Origin of the sequence: Paenibacillus sp. VTT E-133280, assembly GCF_002264385.1 — a bacterium.
Lineage (GTDB): Bacteria > Bacillota > Bacilli > Paenibacillales > Paenibacillaceae > Paenibacillus_AQ > Paenibacillus_AQ nitricinens.
In genome coordinates this window covers 158,852-176,951 of the sequence record NZ_NFUX01000003.1, presented here as the reverse complement: position 1 = coordinate 176,951, position 18,100 = coordinate 158,852, and the positions used below count along the sequence as shown (strand labels likewise).

Genomic DNA, 18,100 nt, shown 5'->3' with positions numbered 1-18,100 from the left:
TGGCCTACGCTGCATTTGGTTCAACATATTTAAGGTTTCCAACAATGTACCTATGATTAGCAACGGTGTACTGGATTTACGTGGCCAGGATCTGGAGAAGGCGAACTTATTCAGGCTAGATGGTGAATGGAGCTTCTATCCTTCGCAATTTGTTTCGTCCAAGACTTCCGCTATCCCAAGGCAATCCCAAGCGCTTCAAGTTCCTGGGAATTGGAGCAATGCTATCGGAACTGATCACACAACATCATATGGATATGGGACGTACCGCCTGCGTATTTTGGTAGAACCGCTTCAGCAGCCTATCTCGTTCTGGATCAAACAAATTTATTCCACCTCCAGTGTGGAAATTAACGGCAGCCCTATTCACAATAATGGGATAATTTCTCTCGATACCAATACATATGCACCAAAAACCACCTCATTTACAGCATCATATTTTTCGGAAAATATGACAGAAATAGATGTACTTATTCAGGTAGTAAACTTTGATCACCCCTATAAAGGCGGTATTAGCGGGCCTATTTTCTTTGGCTCTCAGGAAGTGGTTAACCGGACAAATTTTTATACCGTTGGATTTCAAATGCTTACTGCAATCATCCTGCTACTACATGGGCTGTATGCCTGTATTCTGTATTTATTTAATCCTAAAGAACGTGCTCTGTTCCTTGTAGGGCTAATGACATTATCTGTAGCTGTCATCCTTTTGGCCCGAAATGACAATTTAGTTCTAGTATTACTGCCGATTAATTACACTTGGTCTTTAAAAATCCGTTTAATCGCCTTCTTATGGCAGAACCTTTTTATTCTGCTTGTTTTCAGGAAATTCACCTCAGGTGCCGAAGTCAACAAGTGGTTACGCGCTTACACGTGGTGTCTTTTCCTTTATACCTTATTTATATTTATTGTTCCTGCTTATTTGGTCAGTACATCGATTCACTGGGGTATCATTCAAGTGTTTCAGTATATTCCCTTTATCTGGTTGATCTATAGCTTGGGACGCTTATTATTCAAAAGGCAAGATGATAAAGATGTTGTTTTTCTACTGATATCAGGTGCGGCCATCATCTCTAATTTGTTATGGAACTTGTGGGATAGTAACGGCCACTATTCAATTGTCTACTATCCTGTAGATATTATTGCCGCCATCGTAGGCTTCTCAGCTTATTGGTTTAAAAAGTATTTTCAGAATGCCAAAGAGAACATGGAGCTAAATGAGCAGCTGAAAAAAGCAGATAAACTTAAGGATCAGTTTCTTGCCAATACCTCTCACGAGCTGCGAACACCAGTTCATGGAATTATGAATATCGCGCAAAATATAATAACGAAGGAAAAGGACAGGCTCAACGAGAGTAGTCGGCAAGATATGGAGTTACTGATTACCATCAGCCGCCGTATGTCCCATATGCTTGGTGATCTACTGGATGTAGTACGTCTTCAAGAGCATCGCGTTATTTTGCATCAGGAGCCTATTTTAGTTCAATCGGTGGTTCCCGGAGTCATCAATATGCTTCAATATATGATTGAAGGTAAACCGGTACGGTTATCCATGAACATACCAGAATCTATACCTCCTATTCTTGCGGATGAGAAACGACTAGTACAAGTATTATTAAATCTAGTGCACAACGCGCTCAAATACACCGAGCAAGGACTTGTTTCTGTTTCAGCTGAGGAAAAAGACGCTCATATCTTTATTTATGTAACAGATACCGGAGTAGGCATGACCGAAGAGACCATGGCGCGGGTATTCCTCCCCTATGAGCAAGGCCCTCACGGAATAAATGACGGGCGTGGAATTGGACTGGGACTAAGCATTAGCAGGCAGCTGGTAGAACTGCATGGTGGCAGCTTGAGCATCCTTTCTGAACTCGGCAAAGGTTCAACTTTCAGTTTTGCACTCCCCCTTGCTGATCCCTATAGCGAACAGATAGTAAGAGAGGCTGCACCTATAACAACGTATACACCAGATGAGATTTATAAGCAGATGGCTAAATGGGGGATTTCCGAACAAACTAATCAACATACTGACAAAATCCCGCCACTCTTTACAGACGCCAAGGTGAATCTCTTGGTGGTAGATGACGACCCTGTTAATCTGAATGTGCTAAAGGGCATTCTTGAAAACGAACTTTATCTCATTACGACGGTGAACTCAGCGCAAGAAGCACTGGATTGGCTAGATAAAAAGCGTTGGGATTTACTGATTAGTGATGTAATGATGCCGCATATGTCAGGATATGAATTAACGCAAAAGGTTCGCGCGCGTTATTCGTTATATGAGCTCCCAGTAATATTGCTGACTGCCCGCAGTCAACCTGAGGATATCTACACAGGATTCTACTCCGGCGCAAATGATTATGTTACCAAACCTGTGGATGCAGTTGAACTCAAATATCGCATTCGAGCCTTAACAGCGATGAAAATTTCTTTTAATGAACGGGTGCGTATTGAAGCGGCTTATCTACAGGCACAGATTCAACCCCATTTCTTGTTCAATACATTGAACTCTATAGCGGCACTCAGTGATATGGATACTAAAAAGATGCAAGAGCTCATTACTGCATTTACTTCCTTTTTGCGAATCAGCTTTGACTTTTTAAATATCGGAGAACTCGTGAACCTTTCTCATGAACTAGAGCTGGTAGAATCTTATTTGTATATTGAACAAACACGATTCGCAGAACGAATTTCCGTTGTTTGGGAGGTGGATCCAGACATTAATATCCTGTTACCCCCTCTATCCATCCAGCCCTTGGTAGAAAATGCTATTAAGCATGGTCTGCTCAAGCGTCAGCAGGGTGGTACCGTTTATATTCGGGCCACACGTCTGAACAATGCTATAAAGATCGAAGTGGAGGATAATGGGTTAGGTATGGATCATAGAACGCTTGCGTTGTTGCTGGAACCGACCATGAAAGCTAAAAGCGGCATCGGACTGGCTAACACCCATCGAAGACTGATGCAATTGTATGGTCAGGGTCTTTTTATTCAAAGTAAACAAGGTGAAGGTACTTTGGTATCCTTTGTTATACCGGAGGACAGTGAATAATATATCAAAAAAAGCCATTCCATAAGGCGTGGCTTTTTTTGTATCGATACTACATTTAGAAAATAGTAGGTACCATGCCCCCATCCATCCGGATCGGAGAGCCTTTAAATGCAGAGGCATAGGGACTGCTCATAAATGCTGCTAGTCTACCTATTTCATTAGGTTTAATAAATCGCTGTATTTCAGATTGCGGTAAGTTTGCAGCCATGAATTTTTTCTCTTTTTCTGAAAAAGTCAACGCTTCATCTGAATACATTCCATCAATGATTTGGTGCACATTTTCAGAGAGTGTTGGTCCTGGCATGATAGTATTGACGGTAACTTCTGTTCCGATTGTTAATTTAGATAAGCTTTTTGCCAACGATAATAGCATTGATTTTGTCATTGCATACTGTGGCATTTGAGCTGACGGCATTATTGCTTCTTCACTAGCGATGAAGATCACGCGTCCAAAATTGTTTTCTAACATTTTTGGCATATAAAATTTCGTTAATCCATTTGCAGCAAGAACATTCGTACGGATGTATTTTTCAAATATTTCATCATCAACGTCGTCATAGCTCATCAGTTCATAAATCCCCATATTATTAACTAAAATATCGATATGGGGGTATTTTTCAAGTAAAGCTTCTCTCTGTCCCATATCTACAATATCGGCAGCAGCATTCTGAGGAGAAGTTTCCGGAAATTTTGCTTTAATTTCATTTACTGTTTGTTCTACCTTTTCATAATTCCGTCCATTTATTAGTACATTAACGCCTTCGTTGGCAAGTTCAAAGGCGATAGCTTTACCAATACCTTTTGTTGATCCTGTAATTAAAGCTATCTTATTGTTTAATCCCATATCCATATTTCATTTCTCCTTTTATCATGGCGAGTTAATTAGCAGTTTCTCAAGCGCTGTACTGTGTACCGGCTAGTAATTATACTATCTTACCGGGATTATTCAGTAACTAGCGTCTTGCGCCAAACTTCTTGTTTAACACGCCAATTTGAAGGAGTATCTCCTTCCCAAAGTCGGAAGGCACGGTAGAACGAGTTCTGATCTTCATATCCGATCAAGAAAGCCACCTCTTTAACATCGAGGGAAGGATCTGCTAAATACGCTCGCGCCTGCTCATGTCTAGCTTGTGCCAGCAAATGCTTGAAGCTCGTATTTTCTTCAGTAAGCCTCCGTTGTAAGGTACGAGCACTCATCCTTAGCTCATTTGCAACGGTTTGAATCTCGGGTTTCCCTCCGCTAAGACTGCGTTTCATAATCCATTTGACCCTTTCCGTAATGGAGTGACTGCCCTGTTGTTCAGCAAGTGTCTGATCCAAAACGGGAGTCAGAATCTCTAGCAACTCTTCGTTATACGAGATAAAGGGCAGATCCAAATCACTTCGGCATAGTGTTAAACGGTTAGTCTCAGCACCGATCTGAATTCGACAGCCGAAATAAGCTTCAAGAACCTGTAAATCCCCTATGGGTTGTGAAAATTCTACAGACTGTGCTGTCATTGGTATACCTGTTCCCCGCCGCCCAAGCTCCAGTAAAAACGCCAGGGTAAGGCCAAGCAGCAGCGGTGGACCGGAATACTCGGGATGCTGCCAATTCAATTCGATTGTACATAGCTCTCCCTCCTCGAGAATATGCAAGCTTTCTGGAGGACACATTCGTTTATAGCGCACCATTCGGTTTAGAGCGTCACGATAATCTTTAGCATGATAAGTAGCTAAGACGGTCGGCGGATATTGTGTAGTTTCAAAAACGGTTGCTAGCTTGATGATTCCCTCAGCAGTATCTCCAACGAGATCCGAATATGCCTGCCAGATAGCGAAATATTGGGCTGTGCTGACTACTGACTCCGTGATAAGGCTCAGGGGAAGACCTGCTTTACTGGCTATATCTTGAGCGGTTATCCCTAATTGAATTAATCCAGCCCAAAATCCGGGAGGGATTTTAATGGAGTCAGAGGGATTAGTCTGCATCTATGTGGACCTCCTTAATTGCATGAAGAAAGGGCTAGTTAGAATCCAAGCAAGCACGGGCAAGCAACTCAAACGAATGCAGCCGTTTCTCATAGTCTGGAATCATAGTAACGATAATGAATTCTTCAACTCCATACAAGTGAGATAACTGTTCCAGCTTTTTTTTAATGCTTTTGGGTGTGCCTATCAGCAGTTTGCGTTCCAAAAGTTTGGATTTTTCTTCGGCTGAGCCTTCTTGTTGAAATAATGTCATACTGGAAGAGGCTAGCTGCATTGCTTCTTCCTCTGTCTCGGCGCAAATGACGCCAACTGCTACGATGGCCCGAGGCATAGCATTAACTGAAGAAGGCGCAAAGGCTTCTCGATAAGCTTGCAAAATTTCTTCCCCGGCTACATCGCTCATGAATTGACCAAACACATAGCCTGCACCAAACTCGGCAGCATATGCTGCACTCTTCTTGTTAGTGCCCAGCATCCACAACTCTGGCGATTCGGGTGGAGTCGGACGGGCGGTTATCTGACGTCCTTCATATGAATAGTTCCCCTGCAACAATTCGGTAACTCCCTTAAGCAGCTCTGGCATTTTCCAAACATTTTCGAGAAAATTTCCGCTCAGCGCTAAACTTACTTCAGCAGCACCACCAGGAGCCCGGCCTAATCCAAGGTCGATACGTCCAGGATATAAACTTGCCAGCAAATGAAATGATTCTACCACTTTTAACGGCTTATAGTGCGGCAGCAATAAAGCTCCCGACCCGATGCGGATATGCTGTGTTCTCGCTCCAATATGCGATAAAAACACCTCTGTGGAGGTACACGCTAAGCCCGGCATATCATGATGTTCGGCAACCCAATAACGAGTATATCCCAGTCTTTCAGCTGTTTGAGCCAGTTCCACCGCTTGTCCTAAAGCAAAGCTTGCATCCACATCATCAAATACAGGCACAAGGTCCAATACACTAAGCTTAATGGCTGTCATGGTCATAGCTACGTCCTACTCGAGGGTTTCGGTAAAATTCAATCATATCAATAAAAGTAACCTTGTAATCGCCAGCAACCGCTGCCAGATTATACATTCGTCCATGGCCGTCTTCTTTGGACGCGAACACAACATCGTGCCGCAGCTTATCCATAATCACTTTGCCGATGAACTGGTGCTCGTATTCCGCATATTTCTTTTTAAACGCTTCGTTAAATTCCAGCAGGTCCTGGTAAGAACGCTCAAGCATTGCATTTACCAAGGTCAGTTCATTGTCCTCTTTGTGTACCGCTACGTAATAATTCCCACGTTCATCCTTGATCAAATCCTTATACAACTCAATGTTCAAAGTTTATTTCTCCTCTCTGATTCCTAAGGGATAACTACTGCTTTAGAACCTATCCTTACATACTTGATGTCAGCACTGTTGGCTGTGTAGTAATTTGTACGTTTCCTGCTACAGCTCTGGAGATCATGCAAGAGCCTTCCGCTTTATGGGCAATATGGATAGCTTTATCGATATCGACTTGTGACGCGTCTTTAGAAAGTGTGATTACAGGTGAATGTTTGATGGCTTCATATGTAAAAATGTTATTTGTTACATCCACCGTCGCCTCTGATGTTAAGATCAGATTTGAAGTTATAAGCTCGGATCGCTCCAGCATGGCTGCAAGTGTAATGAGATAGCAGGTTGCTGCTGCACCCAGAAGCATCTCATCTGGATTCGTTCCAATTCCGGGCCCGCCCATTTCCTTCGGAATGGAAATTTGTGTCTTGAGCTGTCCGGCTTCAATCGTTCCATCACTATTACGTCCGCCGTTCCATACGGCATTTAATATAAATGGGTGTTTCATTTCTAGATGCCCTCCCTATCTTGAAATTGCATGACATATTTTTAATCGAATACTTTACATGCTAACATAGAAGAATGCGGGGAACAAACAGGCTCTGGCCTGCTGTTCGTGAGATTTATCTATTAATTAAATTTCAGGAGGCCTGATATCAAACACCTTCAGCGTTGTATTGAACTTACCCGAATTGTACTTGACGAGGGTAAGGATTCGACAAGATCAAGAAAGCAACATCTAAACTTTGTGGGGTATAAACTATAGTTGCTATATATACAGAGCCTTAAAGTTCTTATACCATTAGCATTGTAAGCGATTAACTTTATAGGAGGAAATGACTTGACAAAGCCTGCGCAACCCAATGTGCCTCTCGTAACTCATATTTATACTGCGGATCCTTCCGCTCATGTATTTGAAGGTAAAATTTATATTTATCCCTCTCATGACCTAGATCACGATATGATCTCTAATGACAACGGTGACCAATATAATATGGAGGATTACCATGTTCTATCTATTGATGGAGAGGGCTCCCCTTGTATCGACCACGGTGAAGTGCTTCATGTGAAGGATGTCCCATGGGCCAAGCAGCAAATGTGGGCTCCGGATGCAGCATACAAAAACAATACCTACTATTTGTTTTTCCCAGCCAGAGACCATGACGATATTTTCCGAATCGGGGTTGCTACCTCAGCTTCACCTTCCGGACCGTTTACACCTGAACCAAACTATATTCCCGGCAGTTATAGCATTGATCCTGCTGTTTTCGTTGATGATGATGGCAAATCATATATTTATTTTGGTGGTCTTTGGGGCGGTCAACTTGAAAAATGGCAAACTGGCTCATTTGTTGCGGATGCCGAAGGCCCGGCTGAGACGGCGCCAGCACTTGGACCTATCGTGGCGGAGCTGAGCGAGGACATGATGAGCTTTGAAGGTGAACCTAGAGAAATATCCATCATTGATTCGAACGGAAATCCGATTCTTGCTGGAGATGAAGAGAGAAGATATTTTGAAGGTCCATGGGTACATAAATATAACGGATATTATTATCTTTCTTATTCCACGGGAACTACCCATAATATTGTATACGCTATCAGTAAAGATCCGTTTGGGCCTTATGTATATCAAGGAATAATACTTTCACCAGTCCTGGGCTGGACAACACACCATTCTATTGTTCAGTTTAAAGAGAAATGGTATCTATTTTATCATGACAGTTCTTTGTCTGGTGGAGCTGACAATAAGCGTTCTGTAAAATATACGGAGCTGAAATACAACGATGACGGCACTATTCAAACTATCCATCCTTAGTTTTTTAATGAAATAGGCGGCATGCTGTAGTTCACTGGAGGGGATTCTGATGTCAATAACACAACAAGGTGCTTTTTATACGGGGGAATATCGAAATTTATTTAAGGAGCTTGGCTTCTCTGAAGATGAAATCAACGCTAAAATTGATATAACTTGGAATGATTTATTTTATGGAGATCCGAACGTACGAATCTACTATCCGCAGGACGAGAATAAAAGCTATATTCTGGATACAGGTAATCTAGACGTACGGTCAGAAGGAATGTCGTACGGGATGATGATGGCCGTTCAAATGAATAAAAAAGATGAGTTTGATCGTTTATGGAACTTCTCAAAGACGTTTATGCAGCACAAAGAAGGTCGTTATGCCAATTACTTTGCTTGGCACTGCAAGCCTGACGGTACAAGGATTTCTCAGGGACCTGCACCGGACGGGGAAGAGTTTTTCGCCATGGCCCTGTTTTTTGCCTCAAAACGTTGGGGGAACGGTCTGGAACCTTATAATTATTCTGAGCAAGCCCGAACGATATTGCGTGCTTGTGTACATAAAACTGAAACAGGCACTGGTGACTCAATGTGGGATGCGGAAACGAAATTGATTAAATTTGTACCGGAATCCACCTTCAGTGATCCATCTTACCATCTCCCCCATTTCTATGATTTGTTCGCTTTGTGGGCTGATGAAGGTGACCGCATGTTTTGGCGAGAAGCGGCGGAAGCCAGCCGCACATACCTACACACTGCATGCCATCCTATAACTGGCCTTGCTCCCGAATATGCCAATTTTAACGGAACCCCGGCAGATCCCCAGCCTCATGGTGATTTCAGCTATTTCTTCAGTGATGCTTACAGGGTTGCGGCTAATATCGGATTGGACTGGGCATGGTTCCAAAAGGACAGCTGGCAGGTCGATCAATGTAACCGGATTCAAGCTTTTTTTAGGAATATCGAAGTTTCCGATTACCGGCGGTATACCATTGAGGGACAGCCCTTCGAGGAACCGGCGCTGCATCCGGTAGGTCTTTTGGCGACCAACGCCATGGCTTCCCTTGCTTCTGATGGCCCGGAGGCAGAGCATTTTGTCCGTTTGTTTTGGAATACGCCTTTGCGCACCGGACAACGTCGTTATTATGATAACTGTCTGTACTTCTTTAGTTTACTGGCCCTTAGTGGAAATTATCGCATTTATTGAAGGAAATCGAACAAAACAATAGGACTCCATTCCTCAAAAAGGTCGAGGATTGGAGTCCTATTAATCGTAATAAAGCTTTGCTATTATTTAATAACTACATATTCCAAGTTAACAAGTTTTGCGTAAGCAATAATTTGGTCTGTTGTAAGTGTTAATGATACAACGGTGTGATGACCGCCACCATTTTCGATCCATGCTTTAACCCCGTCTTTGAAGTTTGGTTTAACATTCCAAAGGACACGAGCTACTGGAAGGTTTGGAGCTGGAACAGTTGGTTCAAAAGCAGTAACTTCATTGATCAAAAGTTTGTAATGAGTACCGAAGTCAGCCATGGAAACTACGACACCGTCTCCTGCTTTACCATCAAATACTAAACGTGCTGGATCGTCTTTACCACCAATACCTAGCGGTGATACGATGATTTTTGGTTTGTTGCTTGCCAAAGTAGGGTCTACTTCAAGCATGTGGGATTGAAGGATCGATTCTTGTCCAACCGTCAATTCATATGTGTAATCTTCCATAAAGCCGGTGGATTGATTATGACTCATCACTTTAAGCAAACGATCAAGTGCTGCAGTCTTCCAATCGCCTTCCCCAGCAAAACCATAGCCTTGTGCCATTAGACGTTGAACAGCAAGTCCAGGAAGTTGTTTCATGCCATGCAAATCTTCGAAGTTTGACGTGAAGGCATTATAACCACCTTGGTCTAGGAAACGTTTAATAGCGATTTCATAGCTTGCTTGAACTCTTACGCTAGCTTCCCAAGCTTCTTTGCTGTTAGTACCATAATCAAACTCATACAGCTCCGCATATTCAGCGAACAAAGCATCGATTTCTTCTTCTTTAACATCATTAATAATTTGCACTAGATCGCCAATACCAAAATAGTCCACAGTCCATCCAAATTGAATTTGGGCTTCAACCTTATCTCCTTCGGTTACGCCAACGTTACGCATGTTATCACCAAAGCGAGCGACTTTGATATTGAAGCTTTCATTATAAGCAACCGCTACGTCCATCCATTCTGCAATTTGCTTTTGGACTTCAGGACGTTCCCAGTAACCTACTACCACTTTGTTTTGTTTGTTCAACCGTGCATTTATGAAACCATATTCACGGTCACCATGTGCCGCTTGGTTTAGATTCATGAAGTCCATATCAATTGTTGCCCAAGGAATACTTTCATTATATTGCGTAGCTAGATGAAGCAAAGGCTTCTGCAGCATCTTAGTTCCGCGGATCCACATTTTTGCAGGTGAGAACGTATGCATCCAAGTGATGACACCGGCAACTTCGTCACGGTAGTTAACTTCTTTCATGATGTTGGTGATTTTATCTGCGCTGACAGCCAAATCCTGCAATACTAGTGGGTAAGGCAAAACTCCGCTTTTATTCAAAGCATCTGTCATCGTTTGTGCGTGTGCTTTAACTTCAGCCAATGCTTCTTCCCCATAAAGATGTTGCGAACCTACGACAAACCAAAATTCTTTTGCTACCGCTGTTGACATATTCATCCTCTTTTCGTCATTTTGTAGTTTTATTATTTTTGTCCGTAATAAGCGCCTTTTCCATGTTTGCGCAAGTAATGTTTATCTAGAATACGTTGTGGCAATTCCTCTGCAAAATGGTTCAGTTCTCTTGCATATAAATTCATTTTGGATACTTCATCCAAAACTACGCTGTTCATTACCGCCGATTTCGCATCTTTTCCCCACGTAAAGGGTCCGTGGCCTTTTAACAAAACACCAGGAACCGCCATAATATCTATCCCGCGCTGTTCAAAAGTCTCGATGATGACATTACCCGTTTCCGCTTCGTAACCACGATCGACTTCTTCTTGCGTCAAGAAACGCGCACAAGGAATGGAACCATAGAAGGTATCTGCATGCGTCGTTCCCATGACAGGAACATCTAGTCCTGCTTGAGCCCAGATGGTCGCCCAAGTAGAATGCGTGTGCACGATTCCGCCGATTTCAGAGTAATGTTTATAAAGCACTGCGTGAGTAGGAGTATCAGATGAAGGCCTCATATCCCCTTCAACCACATTCCCATCGAGATCAACAACAACCATGTCGCTGGCTTTCATTGTTTCATAGTCTACACCACTAGGTTTGATTACGAAAAATCCACTTTCACGATCAATCGCACTTACATTTCCCCATGTATACTTAATAAGTCCTTGTTTCGGCAATTCAAGATTGGCTTGAAAAACCTCTTCTTTAAGTTGTTCTAACATCTTGCCACCTCCATTTTCACACTAAATTGTCAACAGCGGACTGCTCGATCGCCAGACCCTTTTTATAACGTTCAATAAAGGTTTCAAATCCTTTAATGTCGGTTGCCTCTGGATGAATTTCTTCACCCTTAACATCTTTGAACACTTTTTGATCGAGGAAGTCTTCTAAACTTTCTTCCTGATTGTTATTCATCATGTAAGCGGCAAGAATAGCCATTCCCCATGCACCGCCTTCACCGGCAGTCGACATTACGGATACAGGAACATTCATTGAAGCTGCCATTATTTTTTGACCCACTACCGGAGTCTTAAATAAGCCGCCGTGGCCTAAAATACTATCAATGGCTACATTCTCTTCCTTCGTCAAAATGTCCATTCCAATTTTCAAAGCACCAAAGGCGCTGAATAGATGCGTACGCATAAAGTTGGACAGATTAAATTTGCTCTCCGGCGAGCGGACAAATAGCGGACGACCTTGTTCTAACCCAGTAATATTCTCTCCTGAGAGATAACCATAGCTTAGTAAGCCTCCGGCATCAGGATCTGCATCCAAAGCTTTATTTAAAAGCACGTTGTACAATTTATTTGCATCCACTTTGTGTCCCATGGCTTCATAGAACTCGCGGAATAACCCGAGCCAGGCGTTGAGGTCACTTGAACAGTTATTCGCATGAACCATGCCCACTGGACTTCCATTCGGAGTAGTAACCATATCGATTTCCGGATAAACTTTGGAAAGTTCTTTTTCTAACACAATCATGGCAAAAACAGAGGTTCCTACAGAGACATTTCCGGTGCGTTTTCTTACGCTATTCGTTGCCACCATCCCGGTTCCGGCATCCCCTTCTGGAGGACTGAGCGGAATGCCTGCCTGTAAATGTAACAATGGATCTAGAATTTTAGCTCCCGCTTCGGTTAATACACCTGCTTGCTCCCCTGCAACATACACCTTAGGAAACAGATCACTGGTCTTCCACGGATAACCTTTGCTTGCAACAAGCTCATCGAACTGCTGTATCATCGATTCATTATAATTTCGTGTGGATTCATCAATAGGGAACATGCCCGAAGCATCCCCAACACCAAGTGCTTTATTTCCAGTCAATAGCCAATGAATATATCCTGATAATGTCGTAACAAAACGGATCTGTGGCACATGTTCTTCTTTATTCAAAATCGCCTGATAAAGATGAGCAATGCTCCAGCGTTCTGGAATATTAAACCCAAACAGATCAGTCAATGCTTTGGCAGCCTTACCTGTTGTTGCATTACGCCAAGTCCGGAATGGAACAAGAAGTTCATTGTGCTCGTCGAAAGCCATGTATCCATGCATCATTGCAGAAAAACCGATTGAGCCAACCGTTTGAAGGGTGATTCCGTAATTTTGTGCAACTTCTTCCTTCATCTCGCGATATGCGTCTTGCAGACCTTTGATAATATCTTCCAAGTTGTACGTCCAAAAACCGTCCTTCAACTGATTTTCCCATTCGTAACTTCCAGAAGCGATCGTTTGAAAGCAATGATCAATAAGTACAACTTTGATGCGCGTGGACCCAAATTCAATACCAAGCGAAGTTTCTCCCTTATTAATCGCTTGTTCGATGCTTAATCGATTCGATATCACGTTTGTCACCTCTCTGAGAGCGCTTTTTTAAACGGTCATGATAAGAATTAACTTTCTTAATTGACAGCTACAGTATAATTTTTTGTACGTACATTTGTCAATTAAATTGTTATATATACATACAAATGTGGAGATAATAATGATTTAACTGTATAAAAAAAGAGCCCCTTTCTATTTTTTTCGCAGTCATGCTATAATTTGTACATACAAATTCACCAATTACACGAATAACTTAGCGAACAAGTATGGAAAGAGGAATTACATGAAACCAAAGTATCAATTGATATTAGATGACATAAAAAGCAAAATCCTTTCGGGAGATTACAATGTTGGTGAACAAATCCCTACTGAGTCTGCTTTACAATCCATGTATGAAGTTAGCCGGCAGACTGTTCGAAAAGCAATTTTAGAACTTTCCAATGAAGGCTTCCTGCGAAGCGAAAAAGGATCTGGTACTTATGTTAGCAACCACTATCGTTCGAAGACCGGCGGGAGTTCCCATAAGAAGACAATCGGTGTAATCACGACCTATATTTCCGATTATATCTTTCCTTCCATTATCCGTGGGATCGAGAGTCGGCTAAATGAGGATAATTATTCTTTACTATTAGCTAGCACCAATAACGATGTTGCTCAAGAAAAAAAGGCGCTGGAAATGATGCTGTCCTACGGTGTAGATGGTTTAATTATTGAACCGACGAAAAGCAATCTATATAACCCCAATATTGCTTACTACCTCTCTTTTAAGGAACAGGATATTCCGATAGTAATGATTAATGCCTTTTATGAAGAAATAGAACTGCCGTACCTTTGTCTTGATGACGTGCAGTCCAGCTATTTGGCAACAAAAGAGTTGATAACCAAAGGCCACACCCAAATAGGACTCATTGCAAAAATGGATGATTTACAAGGAAAGTATCGGATGAAGGGGTATATTAAAGCGCTCGGAGAATCCAAATTACGATTTTATCCTGAGCAGATTTTTTCATTCAACACGGAGACAAAACAGACGTTATCTACAGACTTGAAGGATTTTCTGAATAAAAATAGAGATACGCTCACTGCTATTGTTTGTTATAACGACGAGGTTGGATTGGAAGTGGTCCATGCCTGCAGACAGCTGGAAATCACTATTCCGGAGGAATTATCGATTATTGGACAAGACAATTCTTATATTGCCAAAAACGCGAACATCAAACTAACCACCTTGACACACCCACAAGAAGCCATGGGACGAGATGCAGCAGATTGGGTCATTAAGAAACTACAAGGAAAAAAAGACCTGCCCAACAACACTTATTATCAGCCTGTGTTAATTGAAGGTGAGACTGTAGTTGAGAGATAGATTACATTTGCAACCCACCAGTCATGGCTGGCGGGTTGATTTTTTCATTTTGTCTCTACATTAAGCAGTCCGTCTCCAACTTCCATGTGTGGAATATTTACTGGATTTCCAGATAATCAAGGTAAGCATCCCATGTTCCGTTATCAGCTGTTACGACGAGCTGGATCTCTTGATTTCCGGTTCCATGACTGACATTGTTTAGCGTATAAACGGCTGGACTGCTTCCCCCGAAGTAAAAGGTACCCTTGGTTACTCCCCCGATTTTCAAATCGACCCTCGCCATAGTGGAGTTATTCGAAGCCCCGCGTAGTGAAAAATTATGGGTACCGCTCGAGAAATTTTGTGTGTATTTCACTAAATCATTGTTGGCGTATAAAGCAACTCCGGAGAACGGTGAGCTTATATTGGCAGTATACTGACCACCTTTGGTCATGTTTTCAGCTTCAATCTTTGTGCTTGTGCCAGGACTTGGTGTAGATGATGGCGTTGGTGTTGGAGTAGGTGTCGTACCTCCGCTATCAGGAGCGACTACCCGGCCTGTGCTCGTCGAGATCATGCCAGAGCATAGACCGCGGTTCTTGAGATTCTGTGCAATCTGTGGAATCGCTTGAACCGTAGTTTGGTACTGATCGTGCATAAGGATCACGTCGCCATTTTGCATTGTACCTACAGCATTTACAATCTGAGCGGTACTGGCTCCATTCCAGTCCTGGGAGTCAACGTTCCATAAAACTTCAGTGAGACCATTTTGGGCCTCAATGGACTTTAAAGTTGCGTTAGTCTCACCATATGGCGGACGAAACAACTTCGGAGCCGTGCCCGTTATAGACTGTAGTGTCGTTTGCGTGTTTGTAACCTCTGATGACATTTGTGAGGTGGTCAGTTGGGTCAAATGCGGATGAGACCAGGAATGATTCCCAATCCACATGCCTGCTGCCTTCTGCTGGTTTACTAGGGACGGATTATTTTGGGCATTCTGTCCAAGGTTGAAGAACGTTGCACGCAAGCCGTTTTGTTGTAGTGCATTAAGTAGTGTTACAGTGTTGTTAGGGTTCGGACCATCGTCATAGGTTAATGCTACATAGCCGTTCGAACAATCGGCCGCGAGAGCCTTGTCACCAGTCATCGTCAGTGAGCCTGTAAATAAGAATACGACTAGCGACGCAATGGCCGTCCATTTTATTACGTTGGCTCTAATCATCTTTTCATCCCTCCTAGCAACTTTACCTCTTCAAATCTTTCCATTAAATAAACGCATTCTCTTTGGTCTCATTTGCTTTCCTCCTCTTGGTTGTACTGCAACTAGTCTTACTAAGATGCTGTGCAACCCGTTTGATCAACCTCCTTTTTATTCCATATTTATAAATGTAAGCGGAAACAATTAAATTCTAACATTGTCCCAATTTTTTCATATGCATAAACTAAAGCTTATATCGTGAAAAGTTTAGATCTTTTGTAGTTGGAAATAAACGAAATTAAATAAGCTGCTTCCGGTTGAGTACCGGAAACAGCTTATTGGTAAGAAAATTTTAATCACTGTCATGGAGTCCAAACTTAAAAGAAAATAACCTTCCCGCCGTTTACTCACCACGACTCACACGAAAACCTTGATCAGGTCCCATGCCATTTGCCTCAAACTTGCCCTGAAAAGATATCTCGTTGTTTGTGATGTTGCCGATCCAACCACCACCCTTTACAACCCGGAAAGAACCGATATCACTTCCCATGTCCCCGTACCAGTTCCAACACCATTCCCTGACATTTCCAGACATATCATAAAGTCCTAACTCATTGGGCTTTTTGACACCGACGGATTTTGTTTTATTATTGTTGTTTTCAATGATAGGCCAGTTCCATTCACCCGTTAAGTATTTATCTCCAGCATTTTTCCAATACCAAGCTACTTCATCTGCATTATTGCTTCCACTGTATGTGTAACTCTTGCTTAATTGACCTCCACCTGCAGCATACTCCCACTCTGCTTCTGTCGGTAAGCGATAACCATTAGCTCCCACATTGATCGTTACGGTCCATTTTATAATATCATTATCGCTCTTATTATTTGTGTCTTTCTTATTCTTATCTATATTGTAATAGGGTTTTAAACCCTCTTTTATACTCCGCTTATTACAGTACTCAACAACGTCATACCAGCTAACCATTTCAACCGGCAAATTGTCGCCCTTGAATTCTGAAGGATTGCTTCCCATTACCTCGATCCATTCTTTTTGAGTTACCTCATATTTACCAATATAAAAGTTGGATAAGGTTTCACCATTGTAGTTGGATTTTGAGTTTATAAAAGTCCCTCCCTCTACAAATACATTGTCATTACTCGTTTCAGGCTTTTCTTGTGAGCAAGCGCTGATAACAACTACTGTTGCTATGAATAGGAAACTCAATAGTTTTCTCATTGATTTATCTCCTTTGAACGGATAGGAAAATAATAAGTCGTGACGATGATCTTAGTAGTATGTAAGTAATCTTTTGGAATAAATAAGGCCGCCGGTTGTGAGACCGGCAGTCCTTAGTACTTTCATCGATTAAGAGCCTGATGTTTATTGGTTACCACACGGTTACGTTAGAGCTCCCACTACTTTGATATCCCTCAGTAGCTAACACTTGGTAAGCCCAACTACTACCCAAATTCATTCCATAATTCTTCCATGCATTAACGTGGTTGCTAAAAGTGATAGCGGCATTGCTTCCCGTTGCTCTCTTCGACTGTCTTACACTCCAGAACTGTGTGAATGTAGCAGTGCCGTCAATGGAAGGTGCGTTGGTTCGCGTAGTGGTATAAATATCATAGGTGCCTCCATCACTGGTCACGGTGCCTTTAAATGTTCCAGTTGGTCTATAAGTGCCCCAGCTATCAACAACGTAATACTCTATGAGTGAGTTTCTCGTCCATCCATAGAGTGTCAAATATCCATTACCCGACGGAGCCCAGACGCCGGCATTGTAGTTTATTGTTCTTGTAGGTGATCCGGTATTCCAGCCCTTACCGACAACAAAATTCCCGGTATTCGACCATGTAACACTGTAATTACCACCTGATCCATTGGTAGCATTTACTGTTCCACCACCATCGGTCCAATTTTGCCAATAATCTGTCGCTGCATTTGTGGTTGCTGCGAACAGGCTAAAGCTCATAGTTGCTGCGAAGAATACAGTCAAGATTTTCTTATTCATCTTAAACATAATCTACCTCCTAAGATTTTTTTGACTACATACTACTTGACTGAACTCTAATATTCCAAGCAATCGTCTGAGGTTTACTTTGTTGTTTGGTGAGAATCCCGGTATCCCACATCCTTCCATTTATATAATTGTAAGCGATTTCAATTAGAAGTTTATCATAGCTTACTTACATTTTATCTGTTCAAATTAAAGGTTTTACCCCAAAAAGTATTGTTCTTTTGTATTTGTAAATGGGGATATAAAGCAGTTGCTTACAAAAAGGGAGGATAGAGCCCCCCCATTTCAAAACTCCATAATAGAAGACAATAAATCCCTAAATGATCACATATAATGGAAGTTCG

General features: G+C 42.2%; 15 protein-coding genes. 4 read left to right on the top strand and 11 right to left on the bottom strand.

All coding sequences use genetic code 11. The annotated features are described in order from the left end of the window. Positions 1 to 52: 52 nt before the first annotated feature. The gene (locus tag CA600_RS02630) at positions 53 to 3,049 is read left to right on the top strand and encodes an ATP-binding protein (protein WP_256989693.1); all 2,997 of its coding nucleotides are present in this window, start codon (positions 53 to 55) and stop codon (positions 3,047 to 3,049) included. 55 nt (positions 3,050 to 3,104) lie between these two features. Here the strand turns inward: CA600_RS02630 and CA600_RS02625 are convergent, their stop codons facing one another. The 5 genes from CA600_RS02625 to CA600_RS02605 all read right to left on the bottom strand — a co-directional run bounded on the left by CA600_RS02625 (position 3,105) and on the right by CA600_RS02605 (position 6,853). Then, complete coding sequence (locus CA600_RS02625) at positions 3,105 to 3,899, bottom strand: SDR family NAD(P)-dependent oxidoreductase (protein WP_094868784.1); 795 nt, start codon at positions 3,897 to 3,899, stop codon at positions 3,105 to 3,107. A 92-nt stretch (positions 3,900 to 3,991) separates the two neighbouring features. Beyond that, entirely contained in the window at positions 3,992 to 5,020 is a 1,029-nt protein-coding gene (locus CA600_RS02620; RefSeq protein WP_094868783.1) for an AraC family transcriptional regulator, read from the bottom strand. Between the two features lie 34 nt (positions 5,021 to 5,054). After that, positions 5,055 to 6,005: an LLM class flavin-dependent oxidoreductase gene (locus tag CA600_RS02615; protein WP_179281497.1), complete on the bottom strand. Its 951-nt coding sequence runs from the start codon at positions 6,003 to 6,005 to the stop codon at positions 5,055 to 5,057. Further along, positions 5,986 to 6,348, bottom strand: a complete 363-nt coding sequence (locus tag CA600_RS02610; protein WP_094868781.1) for a hypothetical protein — start codon at positions 6,346 to 6,348, stop codon at positions 5,986 to 5,988. Before CA600_RS02610 ends, CA600_RS02615 begins: the two co-directional genes overlap by 20 nt. A gap of 55 nt (positions 6,349 to 6,403) precedes the next feature. Beyond that, positions 6,404 to 6,853 carry an OsmC family protein gene (locus CA600_RS02605; protein ID WP_094868780.1) on the bottom strand — a complete coding sequence of 150 codons (450 nt, stop codon included), beginning with the start codon at positions 6,851 to 6,853 and terminating at the stop codon, positions 6,404 to 6,406. A gap of 333 nt (positions 6,854 to 7,186) precedes the next feature. Between CA600_RS02605 and CA600_RS02600 the strand changes: the two genes are divergently transcribed. Both CA600_RS02600 and CA600_RS02595 read left to right on the top strand, forming a co-directional pair. Beyond that, complete coding sequence (locus CA600_RS02600; protein WP_094868779.1) at positions 7,187 to 8,161, top strand: glycoside hydrolase family 43 protein; 975 nt, start codon at positions 7,187 to 7,189, stop codon at positions 8,159 to 8,161. A 49-nt stretch (positions 8,162 to 8,210) separates the two neighbouring features. Next, positions 8,211 to 9,353: a glycosyl hydrolase family 8 gene (locus tag CA600_RS02595; RefSeq protein ID WP_179281496.1), complete on the top strand. Its 1,143-nt coding sequence runs from the start codon at positions 8,211 to 8,213 to the stop codon at positions 9,351 to 9,353. Between the two features lie 83 nt (positions 9,354 to 9,436). Here CA600_RS02595 and araA read toward each other — a convergent pair whose 3' ends face one another. From araA to CA600_RS02580, 3 genes are read right to left on the bottom strand one after another with little or no spacing between them, the layout of a single operon-like run. Continuing rightward, positions 9,437 to 10,861 (bottom strand): L-arabinose isomerase, encoded by a 1,425-nt coding sequence (gene araA / locus CA600_RS02590; protein WP_094868777.1) that lies wholly within the window; start codon positions 10,859 to 10,861, stop codon positions 9,437 to 9,439. Positions 10,862 to 10,893: 32 nt separating this feature from the next. Next, entirely contained in the window at positions 10,894 to 11,589 is a 696-nt protein-coding gene (locus CA600_RS02585) for an L-ribulose-5-phosphate 4-epimerase (RefSeq protein ID WP_094868776.1), read from the bottom strand. A 16-nt stretch (positions 11,590 to 11,605) separates the two neighbouring features. After that, the gene (locus CA600_RS02580) at positions 11,606 to 13,213 is read right to left on the bottom strand and encodes a xylulokinase (RefSeq protein WP_094868775.1); all 1,608 of its coding nucleotides are present in this window, start codon (positions 13,211 to 13,213) and stop codon (positions 11,606 to 11,608) included. A 262-nt stretch (positions 13,214 to 13,475) separates the two neighbouring features. On the opposite strand from CA600_RS02580, the gene CA600_RS02575 reads away from it, so the two are divergent. Further along, positions 13,476 to 14,558 carry a GntR family transcriptional regulator gene (locus CA600_RS02575; protein WP_094868774.1) on the top strand — a complete coding sequence of 361 codons (1,083 nt, stop codon included), beginning with the start codon at positions 13,476 to 13,478 and terminating at the stop codon, positions 14,556 to 14,558. A 97-nt stretch (positions 14,559 to 14,655) separates the two neighbouring features. On the opposite strand, the gene CA600_RS02570 is transcribed toward CA600_RS02575, so the two are convergent. From CA600_RS02570 to CA600_RS02560, 3 genes are all read right to left on the bottom strand, one after another. Continuing rightward, on the bottom strand, positions 14,656 to 15,759 hold the full coding sequence (locus tag CA600_RS02570) for a polysaccharide deacetylase family protein (RefSeq protein WP_094868773.1): 1,104 nt from the start codon (positions 15,757 to 15,759) through the stop codon (positions 14,656 to 14,658). Positions 15,760 to 16,138: 379 nt separating this feature from the next. Then, a complete protein-coding gene (locus tag CA600_RS02565; RefSeq protein WP_094868772.1) occupies positions 16,139 to 16,972 on the bottom strand; it encodes a formylglycine-generating enzyme family protein in 834 nt (277 codons plus the stop codon). A gap of 151 nt (positions 16,973 to 17,123) precedes the next feature. After that, positions 17,124 to 17,759, bottom strand: a complete 636-nt coding sequence (locus CA600_RS02560) for a glycoside hydrolase family 11 protein (RefSeq protein WP_094868771.1) — start codon at positions 17,757 to 17,759, stop codon at positions 17,124 to 17,126. Positions 17,760 to 18,100: the final 341 nt, after the last annotated feature.

Coding starts and splice junctions, on each gene's coding strand:
- CA600_RS02630 (WP_256989693.1), top strand. CDS start 53: ATGATTAGCAACGGTGTACTGGATTTACGTGGCCAGGATCTGGAGAAG.
- CA600_RS02625 (WP_094868784.1), bottom strand. CDS start 3,899: ATGGATATGGGATTAAACAATAAGATAGCTTTAATTACAGGATCAACA.
- CA600_RS02620 (WP_094868783.1), bottom strand. CDS start 5,020: ATGCAGACTAATCCCTCTGACTCCATTAAAATCCCTCCCGGATTTTGG.
- CA600_RS02615 (WP_179281497.1), bottom strand. CDS start 6,005: ATGACCATGACAGCCATTAAGCTTAGTGTATTGGACCTTGTGCCTGTA.
- CA600_RS02605 (WP_094868780.1), bottom strand. CDS start 6,853: ATGAAACACCCATTTATATTAAATGCCGTATGGAACGGCGGACGTAAT.
- CA600_RS02595 (WP_179281496.1), top strand. CDS start 8,211: ATGTCAATAACACAACAAGGTGCTTTTTATACGGGGGAATATCGAAAT.
- araA (WP_094868777.1), bottom strand. CDS start 10,861: ATGTCAACAGCGGTAGCAAAAGAATTTTGGTTTGTCGTAGGTTCGCAA.
- CA600_RS02585 (WP_094868776.1), bottom strand. CDS start 11,589: ATGTTAGAACAACTTAAAGAAGAGGTTTTTCAAGCCAATCTTGAATTG.
- CA600_RS02575 (WP_094868774.1), top strand. CDS start 13,476: ATGAAACCAAAGTATCAATTGATATTAGATGACATAAAAAGCAAAATC.
- CA600_RS02570 (WP_094868773.1), bottom strand. CDS start 15,759: ATGATTAGAGCCAACGTAATAAAATGGACGGCCATTGCGTCGCTAGTC.
- CA600_RS02565 (WP_094868772.1), bottom strand. CDS start 16,972: ATGAGAAAACTATTGAGTTTCCTATTCATAGCAACAGTAGTTGTTATC.
- CA600_RS02560 (WP_094868771.1), bottom strand. CDS start 17,759: ATGTTTAAGATGAATAAGAAAATCTTGACTGTATTCTTCGCAGCAACT.